Below are 19,090 nucleotides of genomic sequence, written 5' to 3' on the forward strand. Positions count from 1 at the left end.
CCTGTGTTTCGCTCAAAGGCTGCGGGCGATCCCGTGTTTGCGAAGTTTTCGATACAAGGTATTACGGCTAACCCCCAACTGCGCGGCCACGTGGGTCATGTGCCAGCGTTGTTGCTCCAGCACGTTGAGCAAGGCATTGCGTTCGGCACTGTCGAGCAGCGGCGCGGGGTTATCCACAGCCTCGGTATGTCGGGTCGGCTGTGACGCCTGACGCACCACCAGTGGCAGCTCGCTAAAGCTGATGCGCCCGTCTTCGCACAGCGCCACCAAGGTACGCAACACATTGCGCAACTGGCGCACGTTACCCGGCCAGGCGAATTCAAGCAGCGCCCGTCGCGCTTCCGGCTCCAGGCTGACACGTTGCTTGCCCGCCTCTTCGGCGAGCAGGAAATCCAGCAGCTGAGATTTGTCGCTGCGCTCGCGCAGGGCCGGCAGTTCGATCTCCAGGCCATTGAGCCGGTAATAAAGGTCTTCGCGAAAGCTACCGTCTTCGACACGCTCCAGCAGGTTACGGTGCGTGGCACTGATAATGCGCACGTTGACGGCCTGTGGCTCGCCCCCGATCGGCACCACCATGCGGTCTTCCAGCACCCGCAGCAGGCGGGTCTGCAGGGCCAGTGGCATGTCGCCGATCTCGTCCAGCAACAGGGTGCCGCCATCGGCCTGCTGCAGCTTGCCGCGCATGCCCTCCTTGCGCGCACCGGTGAAACTGCCGCCGCGATAACCGAACAGCTCGCTTTCGATCAGGCTTTCCGGAATGGAGGCGCAGTTCAGAGCGACAAAGGCCCGGTCACGGCGCTGGCTGGCCTGGTGAACGGCTTTGGCAAACGCCTCCTTGCCGCTGCCGGTTTCGCCATTGATCAACAGCGGAACGTCACGCTCAAACACCCGCACAGCGCGCCGGAATTCATTCTGCAGCAACGGATCGAGCAAGCAGATGCCCCCGGCCTTCTCTGCCTGAGTGACGGGTATCGGTACAGGTAACGCAGGCTGGACCGGTGCACGCACCTGTCCTCGCAGGCTGGCGAACACCAGGCGGCCGTCGCGGGTGCGCAGTGGCCAGCTGGTGCTGGCCTGCGCCGTGGCGCGGCTGAACAACTCGTCCAGGGCGCAATCGAAAAAGTTCTCGACCGGCTTGCCCAGCGCGCCGCCGCGAATGGTACCGAGCAGGTTCAAGGCACTCTGGTTGACCGCACAGATGCGCCCGTCGCCGTCAAAGGCCAGCAAGCCTTCACTGAACAGGCCGACCGATTCGGCCTGCAGGTGAAAACGCAACAGCCACTGGTTCTCGAAATAACGCAGGAAATAGCAGCTCTCGATCATCTTCGCCGAGAGGTTCACTAACGCCATGGTGTGGAACTGGCTCTGCCGGGAAACATCCGGGCGCACCGACGACACATCAAGTACCGCGAGCAGTTCGCCGTGCGGGTCGAACACCGGGCTTGCCGAGCAGGTCAGGCCGGTGTGGCGGCCACGGAAATGTTCGTCCTGGTGGATGGTCAGCGCCTGACGCTCGACCAGGCACGTGCCGATGCCGTTGGTGCCTTCGCGGGCCTCGCTCCAGTCGGCGCCCAGCCACAGCCCGGCACGCTCGAAACCACGGCGTTCGGTAGGCGCGGTGACGCAATTGAGGATCACCCCGCGGGCATCGGTCAGCAGCACCGCGTGACCGGCTCCGGAGAGCTGCTGGTGGAGGCTGTTCATCTCGTTGCCGGCGATCTGCAGCACTTGCTGCAGGCGCTCGCGGCTCTCCAGCACGCGGCCGTGCTCAAGCACCGTGGGCGCCATACTCTGGGCCGGGTCGAGGTGGTAATCCTCCAGGCAGCGCAACCATGAGCGGGCAATCGACGGGTCACTGCCCGGCCCGTGCACCTGCGCTTTACCCTGGGTCACCGTGAGCACTTGCCGGGCGTGCCGGCTGAGGTGGTTGTTCTGCACTTTTTATTGTTCTCCGCAGACGAGTGGACCCAGCATCCTCCACCCGCCCGCGCATTGCAATGCCGGCTTGACCGCCGAGTCACAGGCTGTGCCATTAACGGTACAAAGTGTCACCCGCCCTGTACCGGCACTGCCACACACGCAGCCTCCAGCCTGTGGAAAAATCCCGCAACCCCTTGATTTATCTAGCCCTGGCAACACTGGCCCAAGCCTTGCTCTATGCTGTTAATAACCTCCCAACAAACACAAAAGCCAGGAGACACACCATGCGTTACGCACATCCCGGTACCGAAGGCGCCAAAGTTTCCTTCAAGAGCCGTTATGGGAACTACATCGGTGGCGAGTTCGTAGCTCCGGTCAAAGGGCAGTACTTCGAGAACACCTCGCCGGTTAACGGCCAGCTGATTGCCGAATTCCCGCGCTCCACCGCCGAAGACGTGGAAAAAGCGCTGGACGCTGCCCATGCCGCCGCTGACGCCTGGGGCACGACCTCGGCGCAGGCGCGCTCGCTGGTCCTGCTGAAAATCGCCGACCGCATCGAGCAGAACCTCGAGCTGCTGGCCATTACCGAAACCTGGGACAACGGCAAAGCCATCCGCGAAACCCTCAACGCCGACATCCCGCTGGCCGCTGACCACTTCCGCTACTTCGCTGGCTGCCTGCGCGCCCAGGAAGGCGGCGCGGCAGAAATCGACGGCAACACTGTTGCCTATCACCTCCATGAACCCCTCGGCGTGGTCGGCCAGATCATCCCATGGAACTTCCCGATCCTGATGGCCGCGTGGAAACTTGCGCCCGCCCTGGCCGCCGGCAACTGCGTGGTACTCAAGCCGGCCGAACAGACCCCGCTGGGCATCAGCGTGCTGCTGGAGGTCATCGGCGACCTGCTGCCACCTGGCGTGCTCAACGTCGTGCAAGGCTATGGTCGTGAAGCCGGCGAAGCCCTGGCCACCAGCAAGCGCATCGCCAAAATCGCCTTCACCGGCTCCACCCCGGTGGGCTCGCACATCATGAAATGCGCGGCCGAGAACATCATTCCGTCTACCGTAGAACTGGGTGGCAAATCGCCGAACATCTTCTTCGAAGACATCATGCAGGCCGAGCCTGCGTTCATCGAGAAAGCCGCCGAAGGCCTGGTACTGGCCTTCTTCAACCAGGGCGAAGTGTGCACCTGCCCGTCGCGCGCCCTGGTGCAGGAGTCCATTTACCCTTCCTTCATGGAAGCGGTGATGAAGAAGATCAAACAGATCAAACGCGGCGACCCGCTGGACACCGACACCATGGTCGGCGCCCAGGCGTCCGAGCAACAGTTCGACAAGATCCTCTCCTACTTGGAAATTGCCGAAAAAGAAGGCGCCGAACTGCTGACCGGCGGCAAGGTAGAAAAACTCGAGGGCAACCTGTCGACCGGGTATTACATCCAGCCGACCCTGCTCAAGGGCACCAACAAGATGCGCGTGTTCCAGGAAGAAATCTTTGGCCCGGTGGTGAGCATCACCACCTTCAAGGACGAAGCCGAAGCCCTGGCCATCGCCAACGACACCGAGTTCGGCCTCGGTGCCGGGGTCTGGACTCGCGATATCAACCGCGCCTACCGCATGGGCCGCGGTATCAAGGCGGGCCGTGTATGGACCAACTGCTACCACCTGTACCCGGCGCACGCCGCGTTCGGTGGCTACAAAAAGTCCGGCGTCGGCCGTGAAACCCACAAAATGATGCTCGACCACTATCAGCAAACCAAAAACCTGCTGATCAGCTACGACATCAACCCACTGGGCTTCTTCTAACCCACACACCGGGCGGCCCCACACGGGGCCGCTCTGGCTCGCTTCCTGCAAGACCATCACCCGATAATCCGGCACCCGCCGGTGACGATAAAAAAACAGGTGAACCCTATGCCAAGCGATCACACCGGCAGCGTGCCGGCAGGCTCTTCTGTTGACTTTGAAAAGGTCGGCACCGATTACTTCCAACAACGCGAACTGAAAAAAGGCGCAGCCGGCTGGGTACTGCTGGTAGGCCTGGGCGTTGCCTATGTGATTTCCGGCGACTACGCCGGCTGGAACTTCGGCCTGGCCCAAGGCGGTTGGGGCGGCATGTTCCTGGCCACCTTGCTGATGGCCACCATGTACCTGTGCATGTGCTTTTCGCTGGCCGAGCTGTCATCGATGATCCCCACCGCCGGTGGCGGCTACGGCTTTGCCCGTAGCGCGTTCGGCCCCTGGGGCGGGTTTCTCACCGGTACTGCGATCCTCATCGAGTACGCCATTGCCCCCGCCGCCATCGCCGTGTTTATTGGCGCCTACTGCGAGTCGCTGTTCGGTATCGGCGGCTGGATGATCTACCTGGCGTTCTACATTATCTTCATCGGCATCCATATCTTCGGTGTGGGTGAAGCCCTGAAGCTGATGTTCATCATCACCGCCGTGGCCGCTATCGCCTTGGGCGTGTTCCTGGTGGCGATGGTGCCGCATTTCGACGTCAACAACCTGTTCGACATCGCCAAGACTGACGCCGTGGGCGCCAGCAGCTTCCTGCCGTTCGGCTATGTCGGGGTGTGGGCGGCGATTCCCTACGCGATCTGGTTTTTCCTTGCGGTAGAAGGCGTGCCGCTGGCCGCTGAAGAAACCAAGAACCCCAAGCGTGACCTGCCCCGCGGCCTGATCGGCGCCATGCTGGTACTGCTGGCGTTTGCCCTGTTGATCCTGGTGGTCGGCCCTGGTGGCGCCGGTGCCGAAGCGTTGAAAAGCTCGGGCAACCCGCTGGTTGAAGCACTGTCCAAAGCCTATGGCGGCTCGACCTGGATGGGCAGCTTCGTCAACCTGGTAGGCCTGGCCGGCCTGATCGCCAGCTTCTTCTCGATCATCTACGCCTACTCGCGGCAGATCTTCGCCCTCTCGCGTGCCGGCTACCTGCCGCGCAAGCTCTCGGAAACCAACAAGAGCAAAGCCCCGGTACTGGCGCTGGTCATCCCCGGCATCATCGGTTTTGCCCTGTCGCTGACCGGCCAGGGTGACTTGCTGATCCTCGTTGCAGTGTTCGGCGCTACGCTGTCTTATGTACTGATGATGGCCGCGCACATCACCCTGCGCATCAAACGCCCCAAAATGGAGCGCCCGTACCGTACCCCGGGCGGCGTCTTCACCTCTGGCGTGGCGCTGGTGCTGGCCTGCATCGCCGTGGTCGCAGGCTTCCTGGTCGACCCTCGGGTAGTGATAGGCGCAGCGGTCATCTATGGCGTTCTGATTGCCTACTTTGCGTTCTACAGCCGTCACCACCTGGTAGCGGGAACGCCTGAAGAAGAGTTTGCCGCGATCCAGAAGGCCGAAGAGGCCCTGCACTGATCAACGCCACCTACGCCGCCGGCCCGGCCAGCGGCGTTCTGGAGAGTCTGTATGGCAAGTTTTGTACACACGGTAGGTCAGCAAACCTACCGTTTCGACAGCCTCAAAGAGGTCATGGCCAAGGCCAGCCCGGCCCGCTCGGGCGACTTTCTCGCCGGGGTTGCCGCCAACAACGACGGCGAGCGCGTAGCCGCGCAGATGGCCCTGGCGGACATCCCGCTCAAGCATTTTCTCAGCGAAGCCCTGATCCCGTACGAAGACGACGAAGTCACCCGCCTGATCATCGACACCCACGATGCTGGCGCCTTTGCTGCCGTCAGCCACCTGACCGTGGGCGGCTTTCGTGACTGGTTACTGAGTGACCAGGCCGATGAAACCAGCCTGCGCACCCTGGCGCCGGGCCTGACCCCGGAAATGGCCGCCGCCGTCTCGAAGATCATGCGTGTGCAAGACCTGGTGCTGGTGGCCCAGAAAATCCATGTGGTCACCCGTTTTCGCGGCACCATGGGCCTGCGCGGGCGCCTGTCGACCCGGCTGCAGCCCAACCACCCTACCGACGAACCGGCGGGCATTGCCGCCAGCATTCTCGATGGCCTGCTGTACGGCAACGGTGACGCCATGATCGGCATCAACCCGGCCACCGACAGCATCTCGTCCATTTGCGCCCTGCTGGAAATGCTCGACGCCATCATCCAGCGCTATGAAATCCCTACCCAGGCCTGCGTGCTGACCCACGTGACCACCTCGATCGAGGCGATCAACCGCGGTGTGCCGCTGGACCTGGTGTTTCAGTCGATTGCCGGTACCGAGGCGGCCAACGCCAGCTTCGGCGTCAACCTCAACGTGCTCAAGGAAGGCTACGAGGCCGGCCTGAGCCTCAACCGTGGCACGCTCGGCCAGAACCTGATGTACTTCGAGACCGGCCAGGGCAGCGCGCTGTCTGCCAACGCCCATCACGGTGTCGACCAACAAACCTGCGAAACCCGCGCCTACGCCGTGGCCCGGCACTTCAAGCCGTTTCTGGTCAACACCGTGGTCGGCTTTATCGGCCCCGAGTACCTGTACAACGGCAAGCAAATCATTCGTGCCGGCCTTGAAGACCACTTTTGCGGCAAGCTGCTGGGCGTGCCCATGGGCTGCGACATCTGCTACACCAACCACGCCGAAGCCGACCAGGACGACATGGACACGCTGTTGACCCTGCTGGGTGTGGCCGGGATCAACTTCATCATGGGCATCCCGGGCTCCGACGACATCATGCTCAACTACCAGACCACCTCGTTCCACGATGCGCTCTACGCCCGTCAGACCCTGGGCCTGAAACCGGCGCCGGAATTCGAGGGCTGGCTGGCGCGCACCGGTATCTTCACCCAGGCCGACGGCCGCATACGTTTCGGCGACAACCTGCCGCCGGCGTTCCGCCAGGCCCTGGCACAACTGGGATAAGCGAGGCGACCATGGATAACACCCCGCAACATGACAACAGCGCCAACCCCTGGCTGGAGCTGCGCCGCCTGACCCCGGCACGCATTGCCCTGGGCCGTACCGGCACCAGCTTGCCGACCAGTGCCCAGCTCGATTTCCAGTACGCCCACGCCCAGGCCCGCGATGCCGTGCACCTGGCGTTCGACCACCAGGGGCTGCAGGCCCAGCTGAGCGAGCGCCAACGCGACAGCCTGCTGCTGCACAGCGCCGCCCCTGACCGCGACAGCTACCTGCAACGCCCCGACCTTGGCCGACGCCTGCACCCGGAGTCGGCCCGGCAACTGCGTGAGCATGCCCAGGCCAACCCCGGCGGCGTCGACCTTGCCATTGTCGTCGCCGACGGCCTTTCGGCGCTGGCCGTCCACCGCCATACCCTGCCGTTTCTGAGCCGTTTTGAAGAACAGTCGGCCGCCGACGGCTGGTCGACCTCACCGGTAATCCTGGTGGAGCAAGGCCGGGTGGCGGTTGCCGATGAAGTGGGCGAACTGCTCGGGGCGAAAATGACCGTGATCCTGATCGGTGAGCGCCCGGGCCTGAGCTCCCCCGACAGCCTCGGCCTCTACTTCACCTTCAACCCCAAGGTCGGCCTGACCGATGCCTACCGCAACTGCATATCCAATGTGCGCCTGGAGGGGCTCAGCTACGGCATGGCCGCCCATCGCCTGTTGTACCTGATGCGCGAGGCCTGCCGCCGGCAGCTGTCCGGGGTCAACCTCAAGGATGAAGCGCAGGTGCACACGCTGGAAGCCGATACCCATACAGCTAACAAGGGCAACTTCCTGTTGAGCAAACCCTGAGGCGCAATCGTTTGTAGATTGCGCTTTCTAATTCTCTTGAGGCAGCATCTGCCAAGGCGGCTGGCGATTTGCCGCACATTCCCATGGACACTGAGGCCTGCTTATGCGGATCATCAAAGCCACCCTGGAACACCTGGACCTGCTTGCCCCGCTGTTTGTCAGGTATCGCGAATTTTATGGCCAGCTGCCATTTCCTGACTCTTCCCGCGCGTTTCTGGAGAAACGCCTGAGGCATGATGAGTCTGTCATTTACCTCGCCCTGGCAGACGATGACGACAATAAACTGATGGGCTTTTGCCAGCTCTACCCGAGCTTCTCGTCGTTGTCGCTCAAGCGTGTATGGATTCTTAACGACATTTTTGTCGCCGAAGACTCCCGCCGCATGCTGGTCGCCGACCACCTGATGCGCGAAGCCAAGAAAATGGCCAAGGAAACCAACGCCGTGCGCATGCGCGTTTCCACCAGCAGCAACAATGAAGTGGCGATGAAGACCTACGAGTCCATCGGCTTTCATGAAGACACCGAGTTCAAAAGCTACATCCTGCCGATCAATTCCGACTGATCCTAGTGTAGGAGCGAGGCTTGCCCGCGAAGAACGATGACGCGGTATTGCCGCCTCACCGCAGCGTCTTGTTCGCCGGCAAGCCTGGCTCCTACAGCCCCAGAAATCCGCCGCTACAAACTGCGCAGGCAGTTTCTTGTCGCCTCCGTATAATACGCCCCCTCATAATGTGTGAAACTTTACCCATCGCATGGGTAGCGGTTGATCGCGCCCGCATAGCCAGACATCGCACACCCCCGCGCGGGGCAAAGACAACAGGTGCTGTACATGGACTTCAACCCGCTGGATCTGATTCTGCATCTCGACACTTACCTGGACCTGTTGGTCAACAACTATGGCCCGTGGATCTACGCGATCCTGTTCCTGGTGATTTTCTGCGAGACCGGTCTGGTGGTCATGCCGTTCCTGCCGGGTGACTCCCTGCTGTTCATTGCCGGCGCCGTGGCAGCAGGCGGCGGCATGGACCCGGTACTGCTCGGTGGCCTGCTGATGGCCGCGGCCATTCTTGGCGACAGCACCAACTACGTCATCGGCCGGACAGCGGGTGAAAAACTCTTCAGTAACCCCAATTCGAAAATCTTCCGCCGCGACTACCTGCAGCAAACCCACGACTTCTACGAGCGCCATGGCGGTAAAACCGTGACCCTGGCGCGCTTCCTGCCGATCCTGCGGACCTTCGCGCCCTTCGTCGCCGGCATCGCCAAGATGCACTACCCGCGTTTTCTCGGCTTCAGCGTTGCCGGCACCGTACTGTGGGTGGGCGGCCTGGTTACCCTGGGCTACTTCTTCGGCAACGTGCCGTTCATCAAGCAGAATCTCTCGATCATGATCGTGGCGATCATCCTGCTGTCGCTGCTGCCGATGATCATTGGCCTGGTGCGCGGCCGCCTCAGCCGTAAAACCGCCAAAGCTCACTGATTCCTGGCCATGTGGTCACTCAGCGCCTGGCGCCGCCGCCGCACCCTGGCCCGCCACCCCGTCGACCCGCAGCGCTGGCAGCGGGTTCGCGCGCGCCTGCCGATGCTCGACGGCATCAGCGCCGAAGAAGACCGCTGGCTACGCGAAGCCTGCGTACTGTTTCTGGCCGACAAGCACCTGAGCCCGCTGCCCGGGGTTGAGCTGGACGGTGAGCAACGGCTGTTTCTGGCGGCCCAGGCGCAACTGCCACTGCTGCACCTGGGTGCGCTGAACTGGTACCAGGGGTTTCACGAAATCATCCTTTACCCCGACGACTTCCTCAGCCCCCAGCGCCATCGCGACGCCAGCGGCGTGGAACATGAATGGAACGGTGAACACAGCGGCGAAGCCTGGCTGCAGGGCCCGGTGATTCTGGCCTGGCCGGGGGTGCTGGCGAGCGGCGGCTGGGAGGGCTACAACCTGGTCATCCACGAACTGGCGCACAAGCTCGACATGCTCAATGGCGATGCCAATGGCTTGCCGCCACTGCACAACGACATGCGCGTCAACGACTGGGCACAGGCCATGCAAGAGGCCTACGACGACCTCAACCACCAGCTTGACCGCAACCCGGACGCCGAAACGGCCATCGACTCCTACGCGGCAGAAAACCCGGCAGAATTTTTCGCCGTCACCAGCGAATACTTCTTCAGCGCCCCCGACCTGCTCAACGAAGCCTACCCCGCGGTGTACCAGCAATTGCGCGGTTTTTACCGCCAGGACCCGCTCGCGCGCCTGCAGCAGTTGCAGCACAACCACCCCCGCTACCAGCAGCCACACGACTGACGCTGCCGGACATCAGGGCGGACGTGGCAAGCCCTGCGGAATGTGCCTATAATCGCGACCAATTTTTGGCCAAACATGGGGGCACTGCCCAATGAGCTACAGCAAGATTCCGGCTGGCAAAGACCTGCCGAACGACATCTACGTCGCCATCGAGATTCCAGCCAACCACGCCCCGATCAAGTACGAGATCGACAAAGACAGCGATTGCCTGTTCGTTGACCGTTTCATGGCCACCCCGATGTTCTACCCGGCCAACTACGGTTACATCCCGAACACCCTGGCTGACGACGGTGATCCGCTGGACGTGCTGGTTGTTACCCCTTACCCGGTTGCCCCAGGCTCGGTTATCCGTGCCCGTCCGGTCGGCATCCTGAACATGACCGACGACGGCGGCGGCGACGCCAAAGTCATCGCCGTACCGCACGACAAACTGTCGCAGCTGTACGTCGACGTCAAAGAATACACCGACCTGCCAGCGCTGCTGATCCAGCAGATCGAGCACTTCTTCGCCAACTACAAGGATCTGGAGAAGGGCAAGTGGGTCAAGATCGAAGGCTGGGACGGCGCTGACGCTGCCCGTGCTGCGATCACCAAGTCGGTTGCTGCCTACAAAGGCTAAGCACCGCTTAACAAAAAGCCCCGCTAATGCGGGGCTTTTTGTTTTCTGTAGACGCTAGGGTTTGACGCGGTTCATCCCCAGCCCCACATCATCAATGATCGCCTTGGCGAATTCGCTCAGGTAATAGGCGGCCCACATCATGTCGCCCTCGTCATCCACCAGCCCCGCCCGCAGCAGCGAGTGCACACACCCCAGTACTGTTGAAGCCTGCTCCAGCGCGTAATCACAGGGCACCCCCGGCGCAATACGAAAAAGGCCTTTGGGCAATTGCGGGCTACGGATGAAATCAACCACACCGGCCGTCTCGCCGGCCTCCAGGCTCATGGCTGGACCTCCTGCAGCTTGCCCAGCGCATGCTCGACCAAGGCCCTGGCCATCTCGGCCGAATGCAGCACATTCACCAGCATGCCCTGCCCCGGCTCACTGCAATGGGCGCGACAGAATTCATTGGTGGTTTCGTGGATACCGCGCAGCAGTTCACTGGCGAATGCCAAAGAGTCAGGGGGGATCAGGTCGCTGTGGATGGAGAAGTAAGGGGTGGCAATGAAGGGATTGGGCACTGGATGAAGCGGAGGGTCGGGAACGATTTTTTTCATGATCTAACTCCATACCGATTCAGGAGCCTTCACCGCAATCCTTCTCACGAGACTAGGGTGGCAGCCGTACGCGGGGTGAGAAACCGAGGATATGGAGACTCGGCCAGACCGAAGTCTGCCCGCGCACAGCCGCCATAACATGGCTGCTTCCAATTCATCGGGTTCTCACACCCAAATCGCCAAATATCGGCGACCCGAGGAAGTTAGCCCTGATGACAGTGCGCAACAACAGCGAAAGGTCGACAGCGAACGTAGGATCGGTCCGAAACCCTTCAGGCCTGAAAGCAAGTCCACCGATTGTGGGCAAAACACCCCCTTGGCGTCGAGACGGCAACGGCGACTTTCTTCAAATGAATATTCCTACAGCGCCCTAGGCAATGCCTGAAGATTCCGCCGATTTCCCACTCAAAATATGAACCCCCTGTTTATAGCTGCGCCTTCGGATGGGCTCTAGACTCGGATCTCATGAATACGTCCGGTGATCGTCTTAAAACCCTGCTGCTCGAATGCAACCTGTCGCCTTCTGACTTTGCCCTGCAGCGCAAAGTTACGCCGCAGCACGTCAACAACTGGTTCAGGCGTGGTGTGCCCTTGGCGCGCCTCGATGAAATCGCCGAGTTGCTGTGCGTGTGCAGTAAATGGCTGCGCACTGGCGAAGGCCCCAAACACCCCACCCCCATGCCGCGCCTGAACGCGGCACTGCGTGCGCCCGGCCCAGCGCCGGTAGAACCGAGCCTGCTCGCTGCCCACAGCGCAGATGACATACAACTGCCCTTCTACGCCATGCAATCACGGCAACTCAGCCCCATCGCCAACCGTTACCTGCGCTTGCCGGCGCGTGCCCTCAGCGCCGTCGGCGTCGACCCTGGCAAGGCAATGTGCCTGACCATGCCGGCCAACAACATGAACCCCCTGCTACCGCGCGGCAGCCCGCTGGCCATCGACTGCAGCATGACCACCATAGTCGAGGGCGAGCTGTACGCCGTGTTGCACAACGGCCGCGTGCGCGTCCACAGCCTCAGCCTGCGGCGCAACGGCGCCTTGCGCCTGCACAGTCACGACAGCGACGAGCACCCTACCGAGACCTACACCGCGACCCAGCGTAAAACGCAGAGGCTCAGCGTGTTGGGGTGGGTGTTCTGGTGGGGCCACTTGCGTAGCAACCGCCCGTCTTGAGCGTTTGCTGCGCATTTTTTGCTGGGCAATGCGCCACATACCCAGTATGCTACGCCGCACATTTGCTCCAGGTCGCAACGCCTACCTGAGAGCCTGGTGAGGCAACACACTGCTTGCCCACCCTGCCCCTTTCTGTCGGCCCTCGCGCCAGACAACGTTTTGAAGACGGTTGCGGCTTACCATAAATTAGCCAAAGCCGTCCCCTGGAAGCCGGCCACAAGCCGGCTTTTTAATTGTCCGAGATAATCCTATCCCGTTCGAGAATCTTCCTGATAGCTTAGCTATTCCGGGGGTTTCAGGCATTCCCCCGTCCAATGGTGTTCAATGCCATTTAGCCTCATCCGACGATGAAGTGGGGGGACAAAGGGACGACAGGGGAAATCCAATGGGTAAGCTGAATCCGAAACAAGTCGAAAACCTAACCGAACCCGGCACCTATGAAGATGGTGATGGGCTTCGCTTGGTCGTCAAACCTATCGGGCGTAAATCCTGGCTGCTTCACTTCCAACTGGCGGGGCGTCGTAGGGAGATGGGCTTGGGCTCCTTTCCTGAGGTCAGTCTCAAGAAAGCCAGACAAGACGCCAGCGCCAAACGCAGCCAATTGAGCGATGGCATTGATCCCCTGGCAGCTAGAGACATAGAGCGCGCTGCTCAACGGGAAGCCCAACGTGCAAGCGAAGCCAAGCAACTGAAGTTCGAGATGCTCGCAACGGAATACCGTGATGCTCACGGCGCGGCGTGGTCGGAGAAATGGCGTAAAGGCTGGCTGCGAAAGCTAGAGCTGTATGCGTTTGATCACATAGGCAAGCTGTCAGCCGAAGACATCGGCACTCCCGAAGTACTTATGGTGTTGCAACCCATCTGGGCCACCAAGACCAGAACCGCTGACGAGGTGCGTGGGCAAATTGAGCAGGTTCTGGATGCCGCCAAGGCACGTAATCTACGACAAGGTGAGAACCCTGCTCGCTGGCGCGGGCATTTAGAGAATCTGTTGAGCCGTGCTGAAAAGAAGAAGGCTCGGAAGCGTGAGCACTTTGAAGCTTTACGTTGGCAGGATGTGCCGGAGCTGATGATAAAGCTCAGGGTAAACTCCACACCTCCGTCTTGGGCCGCTCAACTGCTGATCATGAATAGCCCCGGGTTTCGTAGACACCTCTTTGCCTTAAACTGAGGCCAATTAGGAGGTGCCATGAGCAACCCGCGTTACCCCGAAGAATTCAAAATCCAAGCGGTCAATCAAGTGACCGAAAAGAAGCTGCCTGTCGCTGATGTAGCGGCTCGTCTCGGCGTGTCGACGCATAGCCTCTATGCCTGGATAAAGCGCTACAGCAAACCTCAAGAAGAACGGCAGCAGGATGATGATCAGCACGCTGAGTTGCGTCGTCTTCGAGCGGAACTCAAGCGGGTGACTGAAGAGCGAGACATATTACAAAAGGCCGCCGCGTACTTTGCCAAGGAGTGCGGCTGAAGTACGCCTTTATCAAACAGCGCGCGGGCGACTATTCGATTCGACGGCTTTGCGTGACGCTGAAAGTCCATCCCAGCGGTTATTACGCCTGGCTGTCTGAGCCGCAATCTGTACGAGCTAAAGACGATCAGCGACTGCTGGGTTTGATCAAGCACTCATGGCTGGAGAGCGGCGGCGTTTATGGGTATCGAAAAATCCATGATGATCTGCGCGAGGTCGGAGAAAACTGTGGTCGCCATCGTGTGGCGAGGCTGATGCGTTTTGAAGGGCTGCGCTCTCAGACAGGGTATCGACGTCGCCCTGGAAAGTACGGCGGTAAGCCAGCGGTAGCCTCACCCAATTTGCTGAAGCGCCAGTTCGATGTCGTAGAACCCAACAAGGCTTGGGTCACCGACATCACCTACATTCGCACGTATGAAGGCTGGCTGTATTTGGCAGTGGTGCTGGATCTGTTTTCTCGTCAGGTCGTTGGCTGGTCAATGAAGTCGCAGATGACCAGTGATTTGGCAATTGATGCGTTATTGATGGCGGTTTGGAGGCGTAAACCGAAACAGGAGGTGATGGTTCACTCCGACCAAGGCAGCCAATACAGCAGCTCCGATTGGCGCAGCTTTTTGAAGGCGAACAATTTGGTTGCCAGCATGAGTCGTCGAGGCAACTGTCATGACAATGCCGTGGCCGAGAGCTTTTTCCAGCTTCTGAAACGGGAACGGATCAAGCGGAAAATCTACCCCACACGCGAAGGTGCACGTAGTGATGTGTTTGATTACATCGAGATGTTCTACAACGCGAAACGTCGTCATGGTTTCAACAATCAGCTGTCGCCGGTAGAGTTTGAAAAGCGTTACGCAATGAGCTTGCAGGGTGTCTAAAGAACCCGGGGCGATTCAACCTTTTTGGTATCCCGAGGGATGCACAATCTGAGTGAGCTGAAATCCTTGTTGGATCGCCGCTCAACGTGGCAGCCTGCTGATACCGCTCGACACCAAGAAATACTGACTGCCTTAGAGAGGGTAGCCAAAAACTATGCCCTCGAACTCCCGACCCACTGGCTATAGTCGCTTTATCTAAAAGTCTGCATATCCACAGACACCTAAAAGCAAAACGGGCTAATAGGAACATCAGAGAGCAATCAATGCCGACTATTGAATCGAAAGGTACGCTCACCCCTCACCACGCCAAGTATTTTGCTTGGGAGCTAACACGTCGCCGTGCAGCCAGCGAGGAGGACCGGCTTTCCCAGTCGCTTTTCGATGCCAGTGTCGACCTCAACCCTCATCAGATTGATGCCGCCCTTTTTGCCCTGCAAAACCCACTGAGCAAAGGCGTGATGCTGGCTGATGAAGTCGGTCTGGGTAAAACGATTGAAGCCGCCCTGGTCTTAGGACAGCTCTGGGCCGAACGCCGTCGCCGCCTCTTGGTTATCTGCCCTGCGGCACTGCGCAAACAATGGGCGCAGGAGCTTTCCGACAAATTCAATTTGCCCGCCCAAGTGCTGGATGCCCGCACCTGGAAACAGCTTCGCCAAGACGGCATTTACGATCCGTTGGACCGCGACGTTATCAGCATCATGTCACTCCACTTCGCTGCGCGTATGGAGGAGCAGCTAGGCAATGTTCCCTGGGATTTAGTCGTCATCGATGAAGCCCACAAGCTGCGTAATGCCCACCGAAAAAGCAACGAAACGGGGCAATCCCTCAAGCGCTCACTGGCCGGGCGACGCAAGCTCTTACTAACTGCCACACCGTTGCAGAACTCACTCATGGAGCTGTATGGGCTCAGCTCGCTGATTGACGAGGACATCTTCGGCGATGAGCGCAGCTTTCGTGCTCAGTACAACAATACTGATGGTGACCTGGCAGCTTTACGCCGTCGTTTGCAACACTTCATCAAGCGCACCCTGCGTAGGGACGTACTTGAGTACGTGCCCTACACCCAGCGCCATGCGCTGACCACACCATTTACCCCGAGCGATGACGAGCAGAGGCTTTACGACCTCATCTCCGCGTATCTGCACCGCGACTTCAGCTATGGTTTCCCACAGCGCCAGAAACATCTCGTGGCCCTTATTCTGCGCAAGCTGCTGGCCTCGTCCACGGAGGCTGTAGTCGCCACGCTGCAAGCCATCAAAGCACGCCTGCAGAAATTGCTGGACCGCCAGAGCATCGATGAGGAATGGTTCGAGCACCTGATAGAAGAAGACGACCTAGAGGAAGACCTTCTCGAAGCAGCGGAAGAGTCTGCCAACTATGAGGCCCATGACTCAGCCAACAAAGTCGACTTCGATCTGCTGAGTAAAGAAATCGCAGAGCTCGATGTTTATATCGAGATCGCTCACAACATTCGTGAAGACCAAAAATCCTTCGCCCTGCTGAACGCGTTGGAGCAAGGCTTCGCACGTATGTCTGGCATGGGCGCACCGCGTAAGGCGGTGATCTTCACTGAATCTCGTCGCACCCAGGAATACTTGGCCCGTTTTCTCGAAGCTCATGGTCACGCTGGCAAGATTGTCACTTTCAGCGGTGGCAATCAGGGTGAAGCCGCTACCGGCATCTATCAGCGCTGGCTGGCTCGCTACCATGGCAGCGACCGCGTCACCGGCTCCCCCGCCATCGACCGCCGTACTGCGCTGATCGACCACTTCAGAGATAATGCCGAAATCCTAATTGCCACCGAGGCGGCCGCCGAAGGTGTGAACCTGCAGTTCTGCTCCCTGGTGGTGAACTACGACCTGCCCTGGAACCCCCAGCGCGTAGAGCAACGCATTGGTCGCTGCCATCGCTACGGGCAGCGCTTTGACGTGGTTGTGATCAATTTCCTCAACCAACGTAATGCCGCAGACCAGCGCGTACTGGAGCTACTGCAGGACAAGCTTCACCTGTTCGATGGTGTCTTCGGTGCGTCTGACCAAGTACTCGGCAGGATCGAAATCGGCATCGACTTCGAGAAGCGCATTGCCGAAATCTACGACCGCTGCCGCACGCCTCAAGAGATCGACGCCGCTTTCGCCAGCTTGCGCGAGGAACTGGATGCAGATATCCAGGCACGCATGCTGGAAACCGAAAAGCTCCTGCTGGAAAATTTCGATGCAGACATCCACAGCCTACTTAAAACCCACAAAGAACGCGCTGAAAGCCAACTAGATAGAATCACGCGTCTTTTTTGGCAGCTGACCCAGTACATCCTGGCAGAACAAGCAAGGTTCGACAGCAAGTTACTAACCTTCGACCTTAGCCTACCGCCCCTCCCCCAGATCGCAACCGGGCACTACCAGCTCATTCGCAAGGGCGAGCTGGCAAAGCAAGCTCAGATTGAGAACACTCGAATCTACCGCCTGACGCACCCGTTGGGCGAATACGTATTAGATCAAGGACGTAATGCTCCTGCCCCCACAGCGACTCTGCGCTTCAGTTATGCGCTATGGCTGGAAAGCCGTAACCCGCGTATCAGCGTCATTGAGCAGCTGGTCGGTCAGCAGGGCTGGCTGCAACTCAACTTGCTAGAGCTCGACAGCTTCCAGCATGAGGAACACCTGGTATTCACCGCAATGGCAGATACCGGCGAGTTGCTTGACCAGGAAACCTGCGAGAAACTCTTCCAGCTTTCTGCCACAGCCGAGCCAACCCATGCCACGCCCCCAGATGATCTGCATGGCAACGCCCGTCGCCAGCTCGATGCAGCATTGAGCCAGGCGCTGGAGCAGAACGACAAATTCTTCCAGCAGGAGCGTGAAAAACTTGATGCCTGGGCCGAAGACCGCATCCTCGCTGCCGAACAGGCACTACAAGACACCAAACTCAAGCTGAAAGGCCTAAAGCGGCAAGCCCGTACCGCCCAGAGCATGGACGAAGCACGCCGTCTCCAGGACGACATTCGCAAGGTGGAAGGCGAACAACGCCGCCAGCGCCAAGAGATCTTCTCCGTGGAGGACGAGATCGAAGCACGACGTGATGCACTCATCGAGGCACTTGAGAAACGCCTGCACCGTTCCAGCCGTACTCATGCGCTCTTTACCATTCACTGGGCAGTCGCCTGATATGTCGCAAAAAACCGATTTCAAGAACATGTTTTGCGAACATGTCGCCACCAGCGACACAAGAACAAAACATGTCGCAGAAATCAAAAAACAGCGACACGTAAAGGACACATGTTTACACTGACGCCACGAAAAAGGGCGCTCTGATGAGCGCCCTTGCCTTTAGGTGGATACCCCAAGGACCAGGCTATCATCCATGACTGCATCCCACTTCCCCTGGCAGGCCGACAAGCCCTATAACCAGCTTCCGCCCTTGCCACCGGCGGCCGAGCTTGAAACCCGCGCAGTGCTCAAACTCTGTATTAAGGCGCGCACAGCCTTAGCCGAATTGAAACAGGCAGCCGAGCTGATCCCTAACCAGACAATGCTGATCAACACCATCCCGTTGCTGGAAGCCAAGGACAGTTTGGAGATCGAAAGTATCGTCACCACCACGGATTTGCTCTTCCAGCACGTCCAAGATGGCGACAACCATGCCGACCCCGCGACCAAGGAAGCCCTGCGCTACCGCAAGGCCCTACATCAAGGCTACCAGTCGCTGGCCGAGCGCCCACTCTCCACCGGCACAGCAGTCGAGATTTGTCGCACGCTCAAGGGCGTGAACATGGATATACGCCGGGTGCCAGGTACCCAGTTGGCCAATGACCGTACCGGCGAGATCATCTACACCCCACCGGAGGGTGAGGATCGCTTGCGTGACCTGCTCGCCAACTGGGAGCGTTTCCTGCACAACGAGACTGACCTGGACCCACTGGTGCGCATGGCTGTTGGCCATTATCAGTTCGAAGCCATTCACCCGTTCACCGACGGCAATGGCCGTACTGGGCGAGTGCTCAATACCCTGTACCTAATCCAGGAAGGTCTGCTGAATCTGCCGATTCTCTACCTTAGCCGTTACATCATTGCGCATAGAGCCGATTACTACCGTCTGCTGCTCGATGTTACCCGCGAGCAAGCCTGGGAGCCTTGGCTGCTGTACATGCTCAGCGCCGTGGAAGAAACCGCCCGCTGGACCAGCACCAAAATTGCTGCCATCCGCAACCTGTCCGAGCACACCACCCAGTTTGTTCGCGAGCATCTGCCGAAAACCTATTCCCGCGAGCTGGTGGACGTAATTTTCGAGCAGCCCTACTGCCGCATCAGCAACGTCGTCGACAAGCAGATTGCTCAGCGCCAAGCCGCCTCGCGCTACCTCAAAGAGCTGGTCGTCATTGGCGTTCTGCAAGAGGTGCAGGTCGGCAAGGAAAAGCTCTTTATCCATCCCAAGCTGATGCAGTTACTAATTCGCGACAACAACGACTTCAAGCCCTACGCCTGACCCATTTT

Annotated in this window: 15 protein-coding genes and 1 pseudogene; 13 read left to right on the forward strand and 3 right to left on the reverse strand. The window is 59.6% G+C overall.

From position 1 onward, the window contains the following. Positions 1 to 12 precede the first annotated feature (12 nt). Complete coding sequence (locus I5S59_RS20790; RefSeq protein WP_197878266.1) at positions 13 to 1,938, reverse strand: sigma-54-dependent Fis family transcriptional regulator; 1,926 nt, start codon at positions 1,936 to 1,938, stop codon at positions 13 to 15. 266 nt (positions 1,939 to 2,204) lie between these two features. Between I5S59_RS20790 and I5S59_RS20795 the strand changes: the two genes are divergently transcribed. The 8 genes from I5S59_RS20795 to ppa all read left to right on the forward strand — a co-directional run bounded on the left by I5S59_RS20795 (position 2,205) and on the right by ppa (position 10,488). Beyond that, positions 2,205 to 3,725, forward strand: coding sequence for an aldehyde dehydrogenase family protein (locus tag I5S59_RS20795; protein ID WP_128323107.1), 1,521 nt, complete (start codon positions 2,205 to 2,207; stop codon positions 3,723 to 3,725). Between the two features lie 108 nt (positions 3,726 to 3,833). Next, a complete protein-coding gene (gene eat, locus I5S59_RS20800) occupies positions 3,834 to 5,282 on the forward strand; it encodes an ethanolamine permease (RefSeq protein ID WP_197878267.1) in 1,449 nt (482 codons plus the stop codon). Between the two features lie 51 nt (positions 5,283 to 5,333). Next, entirely contained in the window at positions 5,334 to 6,728 is a 1,395-nt protein-coding gene (locus I5S59_RS20805; protein WP_197878268.1) for an ethanolamine ammonia-lyase subunit EutB, read from the forward strand. An 11-nt stretch (positions 6,729 to 6,739) separates the two neighbouring features. Further along, positions 6,740 to 7,564 carry an ethanolamine ammonia-lyase subunit EutC gene (gene eutC, locus I5S59_RS20810; RefSeq protein WP_197878269.1) on the forward strand — a complete coding sequence of 275 codons (825 nt, stop codon included), beginning with the start codon at positions 6,740 to 6,742 and terminating at the stop codon, positions 7,562 to 7,564. Positions 7,565 to 7,667: 103 nt separating this feature from the next. Continuing rightward, positions 7,668 to 8,126, forward strand: coding sequence for a GNAT family N-acetyltransferase (locus I5S59_RS20815; protein WP_197878270.1), 459 nt, complete (start codon positions 7,668 to 7,670; stop codon positions 8,124 to 8,126). Between the two features lie 267 nt (positions 8,127 to 8,393). Then, positions 8,394 to 9,044 carry a DedA family protein gene (locus I5S59_RS20820; protein ID WP_197878271.1) on the forward strand — a complete coding sequence of 217 codons (651 nt, stop codon included), beginning with the start codon at positions 8,394 to 8,396 and terminating at the stop codon, positions 9,042 to 9,044. A gap of 9 nt (positions 9,045 to 9,053) precedes the next feature. Beyond that, positions 9,054 to 9,869 (forward strand): zinc-dependent peptidase, encoded by an 816-nt coding sequence (locus tag I5S59_RS20825; RefSeq protein ID WP_197878272.1) that lies wholly within the window; start codon positions 9,054 to 9,056, stop codon positions 9,867 to 9,869. 91 nt (positions 9,870 to 9,960) lie between these two features. Further along, on the forward strand, positions 9,961 to 10,488 hold the full coding sequence (gene ppa / locus I5S59_RS20830; RefSeq protein ID WP_007933577.1) for an inorganic diphosphatase: 528 nt from the start codon (positions 9,961 to 9,963) through the stop codon (positions 10,486 to 10,488). Between the two features lie 54 nt (positions 10,489 to 10,542). On the opposite strand, the gene I5S59_RS20835 is transcribed toward ppa, so the two are convergent. Both I5S59_RS20835 and I5S59_RS20840 read right to left on the reverse strand, forming a co-directional pair. Continuing rightward, on the reverse strand, positions 10,543 to 10,812 hold the full coding sequence (locus tag I5S59_RS20835) for a DUF3077 domain-containing protein (protein WP_197878273.1): 270 nt from the start codon (positions 10,810 to 10,812) through the stop codon (positions 10,543 to 10,545). Beyond that, positions 10,809 to 11,084, reverse strand: coding sequence for a hypothetical protein (locus I5S59_RS20840; protein ID WP_197878274.1), 276 nt, complete (start codon positions 11,082 to 11,084; stop codon positions 10,809 to 10,811). The genes I5S59_RS20835 and I5S59_RS20840 overlap by 4 nt, the downstream gene beginning before the upstream one ends. 465 nt (positions 11,085 to 11,549) lie before the next feature. On the opposite strand from I5S59_RS20840, the gene I5S59_RS20845 reads away from it, so the two are divergent. From I5S59_RS20845 to fic, 5 genes and pseudogenes are all read left to right on the forward strand, one after another. Continuing rightward, positions 11,550 to 12,260 carry a LexA family transcriptional regulator gene (locus I5S59_RS20845; protein ID WP_197878275.1) on the forward strand — a complete coding sequence of 237 codons (711 nt, stop codon included), beginning with the start codon at positions 11,550 to 11,552 and terminating at the stop codon, positions 12,258 to 12,260. A 385-nt stretch (positions 12,261 to 12,645) separates the two neighbouring features. Then, positions 12,646 to 13,395 (forward strand): annotated as a pseudogene (locus tag I5S59_RS20850) (tyrosine-type recombinase/integrase); the annotation flags it as partial. Positions 13,396 to 13,449: 54 nt separating this feature from the next. Then, positions 13,450 to 14,600, forward strand: a protein-coding gene (locus I5S59_RS20855; protein WP_197878276.1) for an IS3 family transposase whose coding sequence is annotated in 2 segments (ribosomal slippage) — positions 13,450 to 13,690 and positions 13,690 to 14,600 — 1,152 coding nt in all. Because the reading frame shifts where the segments join, the coding sequence is not laid out codon by codon here. 263 nt (positions 14,601 to 14,863) lie between these two features. Further along, positions 14,864 to 17,764: an SNF2-related protein gene (locus I5S59_RS20860; RefSeq protein ID WP_197878277.1), complete on the forward strand. Its 2,901-nt coding sequence runs from the start codon at positions 14,864 to 14,866 to the stop codon at positions 17,762 to 17,764. Between the two features lie 196 nt (positions 17,765 to 17,960). Continuing rightward, positions 17,961 to 19,082 carry a protein adenylyltransferase Fic gene (fic, locus tag I5S59_RS20865; protein ID WP_197878278.1) on the forward strand — a complete coding sequence of 374 codons (1,122 nt, stop codon included), beginning with the start codon at positions 17,961 to 17,963 and terminating at the stop codon, positions 19,080 to 19,082. Positions 19,083 to 19,090 lie beyond the last annotated feature (8 nt).

The sequence above is a fragment of the Pseudomonas alkylphenolica genome (genome assembly GCF_016009175.1).
GTDB classification, from domain to species: domain Bacteria; phylum Pseudomonadota; class Gammaproteobacteria; order Pseudomonadales; family Pseudomonadaceae; genus Aquipseudomonas; species Aquipseudomonas alkylphenolica_B.

What these genes read in the sequence shown, in the direction of transcription:
- eat (WP_197878267.1), top strand. Translation starts at nt 3,834, where the DNA reads ATGCCAAGCGATCACACCGGCAGCGTGCCGGCAGGCTCTTCTGTTGAC.
- I5S59_RS20795 (WP_128323107.1), top strand. Translation starts at nt 2,205, where the DNA reads ATGCGTTACGCACATCCCGGTACCGAAGGCGCCAAAGTTTCCTTCAAG.
- I5S59_RS20840 (WP_197878274.1), bottom strand. Translation starts at nt 11,084, where the DNA reads ATGAAAAAAATCGTTCCCGACCCTCCGCTTCATCCAGTGCCCAATCCC.
- I5S59_RS20825 (WP_197878272.1), top strand. Translation starts at nt 9,054, where the DNA reads ATGTGGTCACTCAGCGCCTGGCGCCGCCGCCGCACCCTGGCCCGCCAC.
- eutC (WP_197878269.1), top strand. Translation starts at nt 6,740, where the DNA reads ATGGATAACACCCCGCAACATGACAACAGCGCCAACCCCTGGCTGGAG.
- I5S59_RS20820 (WP_197878271.1), top strand. Translation starts at nt 8,394, where the DNA reads ATGGACTTCAACCCGCTGGATCTGATTCTGCATCTCGACACTTACCTG.
- I5S59_RS20815 (WP_197878270.1), top strand. Translation starts at nt 7,668, where the DNA reads ATGCGGATCATCAAAGCCACCCTGGAACACCTGGACCTGCTTGCCCCG.
- ppa (WP_007933577.1), top strand. Translation starts at nt 9,961, where the DNA reads ATGAGCTACAGCAAGATTCCGGCTGGCAAAGACCTGCCGAACGACATC.
- I5S59_RS20845 (WP_197878275.1), top strand. Translation starts at nt 11,550, where the DNA reads ATGAATACGTCCGGTGATCGTCTTAAAACCCTGCTGCTCGAATGCAAC.
- I5S59_RS20805 (WP_197878268.1), top strand. Translation starts at nt 5,334, where the DNA reads ATGGCAAGTTTTGTACACACGGTAGGTCAGCAAACCTACCGTTTCGAC.
- fic (WP_197878278.1), top strand. Translation starts at nt 17,961, where the DNA reads ATGACTGCATCCCACTTCCCCTGGCAGGCCGACAAGCCCTATAACCAG.
- I5S59_RS20860 (WP_197878277.1), top strand. Translation starts at nt 14,864, where the DNA reads ATGCCGACTATTGAATCGAAAGGTACGCTCACCCCTCACCACGCCAAG.
- I5S59_RS20835 (WP_197878273.1), bottom strand. Translation starts at nt 10,812, where the DNA reads ATGAGCCTGGAGGCCGGCGAGACGGCCGGTGTGGTTGATTTCATCCGT.